This is a genomic window from Helicobacter cetorum MIT 00-7128, assembly GCF_000259255.1.
In the GTDB taxonomy this organism is placed as follows: Bacteria; Campylobacterota; Campylobacteria; order Campylobacterales; family Helicobacteraceae; genus Helicobacter; species Helicobacter cetorum_B.
In genome coordinates, this window is record NC_017737.1 from 1,501,577 (window position 1) to 1,514,020 (window position 12,444).

10 protein-coding genes are annotated in these 12,444 nt (G+C 34.9%); 2 read left to right on the top strand and 8 right to left on the bottom strand.

From position 1 onward, the window contains the following. Positions 1-107 precede the first annotated feature (107 nt). From HCW_RS06905 to HCW_RS06940, 8 genes are all read right to left on the bottom strand, one after another. On the bottom strand, positions 108-842 hold the full coding sequence (locus HCW_RS06905) for a hypothetical protein (protein ID WP_014661509.1): 735 nt from the start codon (positions 840-842) through the stop codon (positions 108-110). A gap of 5 nt (positions 843-847) precedes the next feature. After that, entirely contained in the window at positions 848-2,227 is a 1,380-nt protein-coding gene (locus HCW_RS06910; RefSeq protein WP_014661510.1) for an N-acetylmuramoyl-L-alanine amidase, read from the bottom strand. A gap of 6 nt (positions 2,228-2,233) precedes the next feature. Next, positions 2,234-3,325, bottom strand: a complete 1,092-nt coding sequence (locus tag HCW_RS06915) for a nitronate monooxygenase (protein ID WP_014661511.1) — start codon at positions 3,323-3,325, stop codon at positions 2,234-2,236. 6 nt (positions 3,326-3,331) lie between these two features. Then, entirely contained in the window at positions 3,332-4,546 is a 1,215-nt protein-coding gene (gene tyrS, locus HCW_RS06920; protein WP_014661512.1) for a tyrosine--tRNA ligase, read from the bottom strand. Between the two features lie 40 nt (positions 4,547-4,586). Next, on the bottom strand, positions 4,587-6,905 hold the full coding sequence (locus HCW_RS06925) for a RelA/SpoT family protein (protein WP_014661513.1): 2,319 nt from the start codon (positions 6,903-6,905) through the stop codon (positions 4,587-4,589). Then, a complete protein-coding gene (locus HCW_RS06930) occupies positions 6,892-7,116 on the bottom strand; it encodes a DNA-directed RNA polymerase subunit omega (protein WP_014661514.1) in 225 nt (74 codons plus the stop codon). The genes HCW_RS06925 and HCW_RS06930 overlap by 14 nt, the downstream gene beginning before the upstream one ends. A gap of 47 nt (positions 7,117-7,163) precedes the next feature. Then, a complete protein-coding gene (gene pyrH, locus HCW_RS06935; RefSeq protein WP_014661515.1) occupies positions 7,164-7,889 on the bottom strand; it encodes a UMP kinase in 726 nt (241 codons plus the stop codon). 64 nt (positions 7,890-7,953) lie between these two features. Next, entirely contained in the window at positions 7,954-9,261 is a 1,308-nt protein-coding gene (locus tag HCW_RS06940; RefSeq protein WP_014661516.1) for an adenosylmethionine--8-amino-7-oxononanoate transaminase, read from the bottom strand. A 144-nt stretch (positions 9,262-9,405) separates the two neighbouring features. Here HCW_RS06940 and HCW_RS06945 point away from each other — a divergent pair, with 144 nt between their 5' ends. Beyond that, on the top strand, positions 9,406-10,869 hold the full coding sequence (locus HCW_RS06945) for a peptidylprolyl isomerase (RefSeq protein WP_014661517.1): 1,464 nt from the start codon (positions 9,406-9,408) through the stop codon (positions 10,867-10,869). 30 nt (positions 10,870-10,899) lie between these two features. Then, positions 10,900-12,369 (top strand): cell division protein FtsA, encoded by a 1,470-nt coding sequence (gene ftsA, locus HCW_RS06950; RefSeq protein ID WP_014661518.1) that lies wholly within the window; start codon positions 10,900-10,902, stop codon positions 12,367-12,369. Positions 12,370-12,444: the final 75 nt, after the last annotated feature.

Genomic DNA, 12,444 nt, shown 5'->3' on the forward strand with positions numbered 1-12,444 from the left:
AGAATTTCCTTTTTTAATGATTTTACGAATGAAAATAAGCTTGAATTATAGCAGAAAAAATGATTAAAATACAAAAATAAAAATATAAAGTCCTAAAAAATCCTTATTTAACGCATTCCAAAGCGTTTCAAGCTAATATGCACATACTCTAAAAGCCATCCTAATAACCCCAAAAGATAAAAGCTAAAGCGCACACTATAGTATTCTCTAGTTTGCATAAGTGTTGTAGAACAAAGCAATATCACACACAATCCACCTATTAAAACAAGTGTATTAGCGTATTCATATAATCCAAAAAGGCGCTTATAGCGCATAAAAACCAAAATAAATAAAATAAGCGCCACAACAAACAATAAAAAATCAACATAATCAGTTATGTCTAAAAATCTAAAACTTTGCAATGATGAGCCAAATAACCAAATGGCGCAAATATTAATAGATGGCAAGAAAGATTGCTTGGTAGTAGCCCCTAAAAAACGCCACAACAAAGTCCCCAAAAGCACAAAATAGAACCCATAGAGCGCTACTAAAGAATTTTGAATGGGGAAATTTGAAGCATAAATGGTCAATATCAATATCCCTATGCAAGCGCATTTTTGGCGTGATAGCGTAAAGGGCTTAGCAATAAGAATTAAGAGATAAATCAATGAAACCCCCACTAAGCCCAAATAATCTAATCCAATAATAAAATCATAAACATGATTTTCAAACAAGAAAAATAACTGCGAAAAATTATCGCTAAAATGCGAGAGCAATAAAGTTTCCGCATTAAACAAGAAGAGCAAAAAAAACAAAGAAGAAAAAACAATTTTATGCTTGTAAATTTTTTTATAAGAATTCATGTTACCTAGTCGTTCTTGCTAAAAAAGCTATCAACCCCATTGGCGATACCTCTAGCTAAGATTTTTTGATATGATTTGCTTTGAATGCGTTTAGATTCTAAAACATGAGAATTATAACCAATTTCTATTAAAACTGAGGGCATTAACGCTCCAGCTAATACCCAAAAAGGACCTTCTCTAACCCCTCCATCTACTACATCGGGATAATCCTTTCTAATTTCTTTAAGCATGCCATATTGCACATCAATAGCTAATTTGTTAGACACAATCAAGCGTTGCGTATTTAATGAATTTAAAAATAAGCTTTTAGAAAACAAATCCATTGAATTAACATCATCTTGATTTTCTTGCTCAGCTACTTTTCTAGCCCTCTCACTTCTAGCGGTTGAAAGAAAATAAGTCTCAATGCCATGCGCTTTAGAGGTGGAATGCTTAGGGATAGAATTAGCATGCACTGAGATGAAAAGATTTGCCCCTTTTTTATTGGCAAATTCTGTGCGCCCTACTAAATCAATATAAACATCTTTATCCCTTGTTAACAAAATGCTATAGCCACGCTTTTTAAGCTCTTTACTCAAAAACTTCACCACTTCCAAAACAATGTCTTTTTCACAAACTAAATTAGCGCTCATTGCCCCACAATCTTTTCCTCCATGCCCTGCATCTAAGACAATCTTTTTAGTTTTTTTAGAGTGTTTAGCATTTAATAATGTGTGGGTTTCTTTTCCTATAAATTCTTGTTGTTGGTTATTATTATCATTTTGAACTTCTTTTTTAGCTACTTCTTTTTTAGCTACTTCTTTTTTAGCTACTTCTTTTTTAGCTACTTCTTTTTTAGCTACTTCTTTTTTAGCTACTTCTTTTTTAGCTACTTCTTTTTTAGCTACTTCTTTTTTAGCTACTTCTTTTTTAGCTACTTCTTTTTTAGCTACTACATGGGACTTTTGAGTGCCTTTTGTATAATTAGTCTTATTTAAAGATTTTTTAGAATTAGCTTGAATAATTGGTTGTCTAGCAGTTTTTTGAGATATTTGCTTAGGGATAATAGAAACATATAGTTTATTGCCGACTATTTTTGTTTGATAAGTTGTCTTAGCGTTATAATCTAGCACCACACGCACAAATTTTGGAGTGTTTTGTGCAATAGTAATTGTGCTATGATTAAAAAATTGATAGCGTTTTTTAGGAATTACTAAGATAGCCTCAACCTCCAAATAACTTCTAAATCCCTTAAGTCCAACCTCTTTAAAACGCTTAATCTCTTGATTAAAATCAATCCTTACACTGCTTGTTCCAAAAGGAATAATTTCTTGGATTTTAAGGGCTGAGGCACACACTATTTGCAAATAAATAGCACATAACAAAACCCCTAAACGCACAAGCAAAATAAATCAGCCTTCCGTAAGCTCTTTAATCAATTCATGCACGCTAATAATTTTATCTACTCTATAACCATTAGCCCCGGTAAAATATAGCCCTTCTTCTCTATTGCCCAAGTAACTACGCCCCAAACCATCAGCAATACAATAGCCTACCTTTTTGGCCTCTTCTCCTCTATTACAAGGGCTTACGCAATTACTCACGCATGCGATTTTGGGAGCATTGCCTTCTTCAATGCGCTTTAAAACTCCGGTATTTATGGCTCTTGCTGGATAGCCTACAGGAGATTTAATCAATAAGATATTTTCCTGTGTGAGTGTGGGTAGAATATCCGCATACACTTTAGCATCGCATTCATAAGTGCCTAAAAAGCGTGTTGCCATTTGCACCCCACTTGCCCCAAGACTTAACATCTTATCTATATCTTTTCTATCCCAAATTCCCCCTGCTGCAATAATGGGAATATTCCCCCATTCTTTAGCTGCCTCTACAATGCTAGGCACTAAATTTTCTAATTGGAACTCTTCTTTAAAACAATCTTCATATTTAAAGCCTTGATGTCCCCCACTTAAAGGTCCTTCTACAATCAACGCATCAGGCACTCTTTTGTATCTATCACTCCATCTTTTACAAATAATCCTTAATGCTTTAGCTGAAGAAATAATAGGCACTAAAGCCACATCACTAAAATCCTTAGCAAATTCAGGCATATTAGTAGGCAAACCAGCCCCCGTAACAATAATATTAGCACCTGCCTCGCATGCATCTCTTAGAACACGACCATAATCATTAATGGCATGCAAAATATTAGCACCAAGGGGGCTATTCCCACAAATTTTTCTAGCATTAGCAAAAATCTCATTTAAAGCTTGTTTGGAGTAAAAATTCAATGCCTCAAAAGGCTTTTTAGCAATAATTTTTTCTACAAAACGCATGTTTTTATAGTAGCCCGTTCCTACTGCTGAAATTATCCCTAAAGCCCCTTCTTTGGCAACATTTCCAGCTAGTTCATCCCAGCTAATTCCCACACCCATTCCTCCTTGGAAAATAGGGAATTTTATGGTGTGTTTGCCGATTTTTAGTGGTTTGAGTGTGGATGCCATCGCTCTTTATCCTTTAGAAATAATTAATTTTATAAATTTTCGCTTACCTAATTGCATAATGTAAGTGCCTTGCGTGAAATGATAATGCTCATCTTTAATGACTTCTTGGTTGATTCTTACACCCCCTCCTTGCATATCACGCCTTGCTTGTGAAGTAGAAGGGCAAAAACCAACATTTTTTAATGCCTCTAAAATACCAATCCCCTCGCTAAACTCTTTTTGTTTTATATCTTCTGGCAAAAGATTAGCGCTAAAAACTTTAGCAAATTGCTCTTTAGCCATATTAGCAACCTGCTTATCATAATAGCGAGTTACAATCTCTAAAGCTAAATTTTCCTTAGCTATCTTAGGGTGCAAAGAGGCATTTTTTACTTTTTCTTGTAAGTCTTCAATCTCGCTTAAAGAATGAGCGCTTAATAGAGTGTAATATTTCCACATTAAATCGTCGCTAATGCTCATAATCTTACCAAACATGGCATTGGGTTCTTCGGTAATTCCCACATAATTACCCAAGCTCTTACTCATTTTTTGCACCCCATCAAGCCCTTCTAATAAGGGCATAGTAATTACAGATTGCTCTTTATTTAAGCCATAAGCTCGTTGCAAAAACCGCCCTACAAGCAAATTAAACTTTTGGTCATTTCCTCCAAGTTCAATATCTGCTTGCATAGCTACAGAATCATAACCTTGCAATAAGGGATAGAGAAATTCCACCATACTAATGGGGCGCTTTTCTTTATAGCGCTTTTCAAAGTCATCTCTTTCTAACATTCTAGCAACCGAAAATTTAGCGCTCAATTCTACCATACCTTTTGTGCCTAGCGCATTAAGCCATGTGGAATTAAAGCATACTTCAGTATGCTCTTTGTCTAAAATCTTATAAATTTGCTCTTCATAGGTTCTAGCGTTTTCTAAAACCTGCTCTTGGCTTAGGGGTTTTCTAGTCTCACTTTTACCGGTCGGATCGCCTATTGTTGCGGTAAAATCCCCAATCAAAAACTTTACTTTAGCCCCATATTGTTGCAATAACGCAAGCTTTTGAATTAATACCGTATGACCTAAGTGTAAGTCTGGGGCTGTAGGGTCAAACCCCGCTTTCACAATAAAGCGCTCTTTTTTTTCATAGTAAGTTCTCACGAGCTTTTCTATATATTCTAGCCCAATGATTTCATTAGTGCCTCTAGCAATTTCTCTTAAGGCTATACTAATTTTTTGCTCCATTCTTATATCCCTCATTTCATTTTAGCTTTATTATCATAGCTTATAATTCATAAGCATCGCCTAAACTAGAAAATTCTACGATTCTATCTTGATATTTTCTACTTAATAAAGTTCTCATAGCATCTGCTCTATCTGTTGTTATCTCAAAGCACACCTCACAATGTGGGGAGTAGCTATCTTTATAACCCGAATAAGAAACCCCTACAACATTACATTCATTTTTTGCTAAAAAGGCTAACAGATGGGCTAAAACACCCTTTTTTTCTCCCAAATAAAACATCATTTTATAAATTGTCTTATCTCGTTTATGCCATTCTATATAAATCATGGGCTGTCCTGCATCAATATCTACAATAGCCTCTTTGCAAAATTTGTGATGCACAACAGCCTTTGGCTCTTTAGAGTCCATAACAATAGCAATGATTTCATCACCATATTTAGGATGACAACAATCATTCAATAGCACTTGCTTAACATCTAGCGCATTGCTTGTATAGATAGTAAAATTTTCTAACTCATTACACTGCCATTGGCGATTATTAGGTGTTAAAAAACTCAGAATACTTGTCTTAAAACCCAAGTATCTAAGCCCTCTAGCCCATAAACTCGCCTCTTTATATTCCAAAATAGCACTTTCTTTCAAAAGCATGACTTTTTCTTCTATTTCTTCGCTTAGCTTAGATAAAAGTTCAAAATTTTTCATAGCCTCTAAGGGCGTGGTCTCTACCCCACAACTTAAAAGCTTTTCTTCAAATAGTTTATAATCCTTTAAGCCTAAATCTTCAAATAAAGGATGTCCAAAAAAAGTGGTTAAAATATTCATCATGCTCTTAACATCAATTTCTCTTAAGCGATTTTTTCTTTGGATTCTTAAATGATTTTTAGCCTTAGAAGTTTTGAGTTGGTCTATCCAAACAAAACGAGGGGTTATTTTATCGCCATTAATAATTTTAACCACATCACCACTTCTCAATTCCTGATTTAACAAGGCTTTTTTATTATTGATATAAGCGTTCGTGGCTCTATCGCCCAAATCACTATGCACCATGTAAGCAAAATCTAAAGCAATCGCTCCCACCGGCAAAGTATAAGTGTCTCCATTAGGCGAAAAAACGACAATATCTTCACGATATAAATCATTCTTAGCAAGCTCATAAAATTCTTTGGGATTAGTCTTAAAGTCGCTGTCATGGTATTTAAAATTCTGTAGCCAACGCATGCATTCTGTATCTACGCCACCAGACTTGTATTTCCAATGAGCCGAATTACCATATTCTGCCCCTACATGCATATCAAAAGTGCGAATCTGCACTTCATAAATGGAGGATTCATCAAAAATAGTCGTATGGATTGTCTTATAGCCATTTTCCTTAGGTAAAGCAATATAATCTTTGAAACGAGAGACTATGGGTTTAAAATTCAAATGAATAATTCCTAGCACCTTGTAGCAATCAATAGGATTTTTTAATAAAATCCTAATGGCTAATAAGTCTAAAATTTCATCAATATTGACCGCCCCTTTTCGTTGCATTTTAAGATAAATAGAATAAGGGCGCTTGACTCTTGCTACTAGCTTAAAATCAGAATTAACAAATCCACTATCCAAAAGCATTTTTTCTAGCTTGCTTGCAAAATCATTGAGTTTTAGCATTAGAGATTGTTTGTTTTTGTGCAAGTAGTCTTTAATATTTTTATATTCTTCAGGATAAATATAGTAAAAACTCTTGTCCTCTAACTCATTTTTGATTGATGACATTCCTAGTCGGCTTGCTATGGGGGCATACACCGCTAAAGTCTCTTTAGAAATACGCACTTGCTTATCATTTGGCAAGGCATCTAAAGTGAGCATGTTATGCAATCTATCACTAATTTTAACAATCAAAGCCCTTGGGTCTTCTATGGCACTAATGAGAATTTTTCTAAAAGTGAGTGCAGAGACCACTATTCTAGGATTTTGCTTATCTACAACCAACTCTTCTTTTCTAATCTCAGTAATTTTAGTGAGCGCATCTACTAAGTTGGCAATGTCATGCCCAAACTCTTGTCTAACATATTCAATACTGCAATCAGTATCTTCTACCACATCATGTAAGAGCGCTGAACATATCATAGCCTCATCGCCACCACAAAAGGCTACAATGCTTGCCACACAAATAGAATGAACAATATAAGGCTCGCCACTCTTTCTTTGTTGACCCTTATGACATTTCATAGCCAAAGCTAGAGCGCTCTCAACCTTTGGTGTAAAATCAGTTAGGGTTCTTAGAATTTCAATCCCACTCTTAGGGGTTTTTACCTTTTTTATAACATCAAGAATGCGTAAAAAGCCGATATCAACGGACTTATCAATTTCGTTCATCTATCCTATCTATATCAATTTTGCCTTCAGCAATCTCACGAATTGCAATATCTACCAATTTATGGCGCTTAGGGTCCATATTTACCAAAGTTTTTGCCCCAGCATTTAATTGCTTCACACGAGCAAATACCAAATTATCTAATACATAGCGGTCGTTTCCAATATTTTTCAATGCTTGAGCTACCAAGCTTTCAGTTCTTTCTTTTTTCAATATCTCAGTCCTTTATTTTGTGATGGGGTTTAGTCTCAACAAAGGCGTTATTTTACCATAGAAAATACGCCTTGTTGGTGCTTAATCACTTGCAATAAATTATCTTTTTTAAACATGTTGCACACAACGATAGGAAGTTTATTGTCTTTAGCTAAAGAAATCGCTGTATCGTCCATAACTTCAATATTGCCAAGTAAGGCATCATTGTAGCTCAAAGTATCTAATTTTTTGGCATCTTCAAATTTATTAGGGTCTTTATCATAGATGCCATCTACTTTGGTGGCTTTAATAATTAAATCAGCCCCAATTTCAATTGCTCTTAAAGTAGCGGCAGTATCAGTGGTGAAGAAAGGATTCCCTGTGCCAGCTCCAAAAATCACAATCCTACCCTTTTCTAAATGCCTGATAGCCTTTCTATAGATGTAGCTTTCACAAATCTCTTTAATCTCAATCGCACTTTGCACTCTTGTATCTAAGCCAATATGCTCTAAGGCTTCTTGCATAGCCACCGCATTAATCACGGTAGCGAGCATTCCCATATAATCCCCACTGGTGCGTCTAATAATCCCCCCTTGAGCCGCACTAACCCCCCTAATAATATTGCCCCCGCCTATCACAATACCCACTTCAATATCATTTTCAACTAATGATTTAATTTCTTTGGCAATATAATCTAAAATATGAATATCAATTCCAAAATTATTATCCCCAGCTAAGGCTTCGCCAGAAAATTTCACTAATACACGCTTATTTGTTGATGTTTTTACTTTCATGCTATCCCTTTAATTTCAATCATTTTATCCCTTATTGTAACCTAAACTTGCTTAAAAACACTTGCTAGGTTTTCAATTCATTAATAATTTCTACTAAACTACTAATTGCTTTTTCAATTTCTCTGTGCGTGATGATGTAAGGGGGCATAAGATAAATCGTATTATTCAAGGGGCGTAATAACAAGCCTTTGGTTAATGCTTTTTTAAAAATGCTCAAACTCAAACGCTCTGTAGTTTGAAGGGATACTTCAAAGGCAAAAACCATACCCAAATGCCTTAAATTATACACCACTTGTTGCTTTATCAAATCCTTTAATGCCTCTTCTAGAGTGCTGAAAATAAATGCGCTTAAAGCTTGGTTTTTTTCAATAATATTTTCTTTTTCAAAAATATCTAGTGTAGCATTTGCACACGCACACGCTAGGGCATTTCCTGTATAACTATGCGAATGCAAAAACGCTTTATTTTCTTCATAGGGAGCATAAAATTTATTATAAATTTCATCATGAGTTAGTAGCACACTTAAAGGCAAATACCCCCCACTAATCCCCTTAGACAAACATAAAAAATCAGGTTTAATTTTACATTGCTCATAAGCAAACATGGTCCCTGTGCGTCCAAATCCTGTGGCGATTTCATCAAAAATAATATGAATCTTTTTTTCCTTACACAATAAAACGGCTTGCTCCAAATACTTTGTGCTATAAATATGCATATTTCCTGCACATTGTAAAAGTGGCTCTACAATAAAAGCACAAATTTCTTTAGCATGCCCATCTAATAAATGCTTTAAAGCATTCAAGCAATCTTGTATCTCGTTGTCATTTTTAGGCACGGGTGTGATGAGATTATTGAGCAATAAAGGGGTGTAAGTATCTTTATAAAGTTTCACATCACCCACGCTCAATGCTCCCAAAGTCTCGCCATGATAGGAATTAGAGAGCGATAAAAAAAGCTTTTTTTGATGCGTTTTATTCTCTAAAAAATGAGCGTGGTAGCTCATTTTTAAAGCGATTTCAATACAAGATGAGCCATTATCTGCATAAAAACATTTATCCAATTGCGTGAGTTTGCATAATCTTTGAGAAAGTGTAATGATAGGCTTGTGGCTAAAAGATGCAAGCAAAACATGCTCTAAGCTATCAATTTGATTTTTAAGTTGCTCGCTAATATAAGCGTTATTGTGTCCAAAGAGATTCACCCACCATGAGCTGATTAAATCCATATAGGCGTTATTGTTAAAATCATAGAGATAAATTCCTTTAGCCTTTTTAATAGGGATAATAGGAAAATTTTGATGCTCTTGCATTTGTGAACAAGGATGCCAAATATGTTTTAAATCTAAAGTGGCTAGATTTTCTTGAAAATTCATGTTAAAAACTCTTTGTAATAAGGATAATTTTAATAACCTTTGGTTAAAATAAGGCTATTTGATTTTACACAAGGTTTATTAAGCCTAACATTAAATACCGAAATTAAAAAATTAATCTTTGATTTTAAAGGAATTAGGGTTCTTATGATTGAATGGATGCAAAAGCATAAAAAATATTTAGTAATTACTATATGGATAAGCACGATTGCTTTCATCTCAGCAGGTATGATAGGTTGGGGGCAGTATAGTTTTTCTTTTCATGGCAGTAGTGTGGCTAAAGTAGGCGATATTGAAATTTCACAAATTGAGTTAGCCCAAGAATACCGCCGTCTTAAAGATGCTTATGCAGAGTCTATCCCTAATTTTAAAGAGCTAACAGAAGAGCAGATTAAGGCTATGCACTTAGAAAATAGCGCATTGAATATGCTTATCAATCAAGCGTTATTAAGGAATTTTGCCCTAGATTTAGGGCTTAGTGTTAGTAAAAGAGAAATTGCTGAAGAAATCAAAAAAACAAGTGTTTTTCAAAAAGATGGTGTCTTTGATGAAAAGCTTTATAAAGAAGTTTTGCAAGCAAATAATTATCGCCCTAAACTCTTTGAAGAAAGTGTAAAAAAATCCCTAATCTTGCAAAAAATTGGCGCCCTATTCCCTAAAACCACTACTCCCTTAGAGCAATCTAGCTTATCACTTTGGGCAAAACTACAAGATAAAGTAGAAATTCTTATCTTGCACCCCAAAGATGTCAAAATCTCTCTTAGTGAAGATGAGATGAAACAATATTACGAAAAACACAAAAAGGATTTTAAAAAACCCACTAGCTTTGAAGTGCGCTCTTTATATATAGATTCTAGCCTAGAAAACCCTAGTTTAAAAGAACTAGAAGAGTATTACAATAAAAATAAGGCATCTTATTTGGACAAAGAGGGAAAACTAGAAGGTTTTAAAAAGATTCAAGAACAAGTTAAGCATGATTTGAGCCTACAAATTGCTAACGAAAAAGCCTTAAAGAGCTACATTGCCCTAAAAAAAGGGCATCAAGAAAATTACACCACACAAAAATTTGAGGAAAATAACTCCCCTTTTACAACAGAGACCACTCACAAGCTAGACAAACTCAAGCCTCTTGAAATTTTAAAACCTGAACCCTTTAAAGATGGCTTTGTGGTTGTGCAACTTATCTCCAAAACCAAAGATGAGCTACAGAATTTTGACGAAGCTAAAAAGACTTTGATTGCTCGCTTAAGCCAAGAAAAAACTCTAAACGCATTGCAAGCTTTAGCCAAAGAAAAATTAAAAACCTTTAAAGGTAAAGATATTGGTTATATTAGTTCAGGTTTTAAGGGCACTATTCTTGAGCTTAATACAGAGGAAAGCTCCAAATTTGTTGAATCCCTACTAAATCGCCAAGAAAAAAGTGGTTTTATAAACATTAATAACAAAGTTGTTTTGTATAAAATCACTCAGCAAAATTTTAATCACGCTCTTAGTGCTGAAGAAAATCAGTTTTTGGAGCGCTTTATTGGCAACATGAAAACCAATTCATTTGATAATGCCTTAATAGAAGCGCTTAAAAAGCGTTATAAAATTGTCAAATACATTCAATAAATTATGAAAAATCTATACAAGGAAGTCTAAATGGAACATAAAGAAATCATTTTAGGGGTTGATATTGGTTCTAGAAAGGTTTGTGCTATAGTTGCAGAGCTTAGAGATGGGACTTTACGCATTATTGGCACTGCTCATCAAGACTCTAAGGGTATTAAACGAGGGCGCATTAATAGCCTTTCGCATGCCTCTAGTGTTATCAAAGAGGTTATTGATAATGCTAAAAAAATGGCTGGGTTAAGCACTTATGATGCTCCCAATCATTCTTCCTTATCTTTTGAAGAATCCCCTTATAGCTCTATTAGAAAAACTAAAGCTATTGTCTCATTTTCTGGGGCTTATGCAGAAAACACTAATAGTGCTGGAGCAGCAAGCACCAAAGATAATGTTGTTACCATAGATGACATTAATCGTGCTATTAAGAATGCTTGTGCTAAGGCTAGTTTGGATACTAATAAGCGTATTTTGCACGCTCTCCCCTATCGCTTTACCTTGGATAGACAAGATGTCAATGACCCCTTAGGCATGAGTGGGACTCGCCTAGAAGTCTTTGTGCATATTGTTTATACAGACAACAACAATGTTGAAAACTTAGAAAAAATTATGATTCAACCGGATGTGGAAGTTGAAAATATGGTGCTTAATTCCTATGCTGCCTCTATTGCCACACTATCTAATGATGAAAAAGAATTTGGTGTAGCTTGTATTGATATGGGCGGAGAGACTTGTAATCTTATGATATATAGTGGCGATTCTATGCGTTATAATCAGTATATTCCTGTTGGCTCACACCACTTAACCACTGATTTATCCCATATGCTTAACACTCCTTTTCCTCACGCTGAAGAGTTAAAAATCAAGTATGGCGATTTATCTGAAAGTGAAGAAGAATCTACCCAAGGAATCCAAATCCCTACAACCGGCTCAGATGGCAAAGAAAGTCATGTAGTGCCTCTTAATGAAGTGCAACGCATTATGAAAGAAAGAGCCTTAGAAACTTTTAGAATCATTCATATGGCGATTCAAGATAGCGGACTACAAGAGCATTTGGGCGGAGGCGTTGTCTTAACAGGTGGAATGACTATGATGAAAGGCATTAAAGAATTGGCTAAAGCTTATTTTGACGGCTTTCCTAAAACTTGTCCTGTGCGCTTAGCTACTCCCTCAGAACAATATAACATTATGGGTATGTTTGAAGATTTAAAAGACCCTCGTTTTTCAGTGGCTGTTGGTTTGATTTTATATAAAGCAGGGGGGCATACCAACTATGAGCAAGACTCAAAGGGTATTATTCGCTACCATGAAAACAGCGATTGCATTAAAAAACCTAACACAAATCCATTCCCAACCCCTCAAGAAGAGCCATCATTCATAGGAAGAGATTTAAGCGATTTGCAAGCGCCTATAACACCCAAAGACAACAAACCATTTCTCGCAAATCCCACTCAAAAAAAGGGGCTTTTTAAGACTTTTCTTGATAAATTCTCTACCATGTTTTAACCAAAATAAAATCCCTTTAATCCTAAGGGGTTTTTATGTATTACAAAATTTTAATTGATTAAATGTCTCTTGATT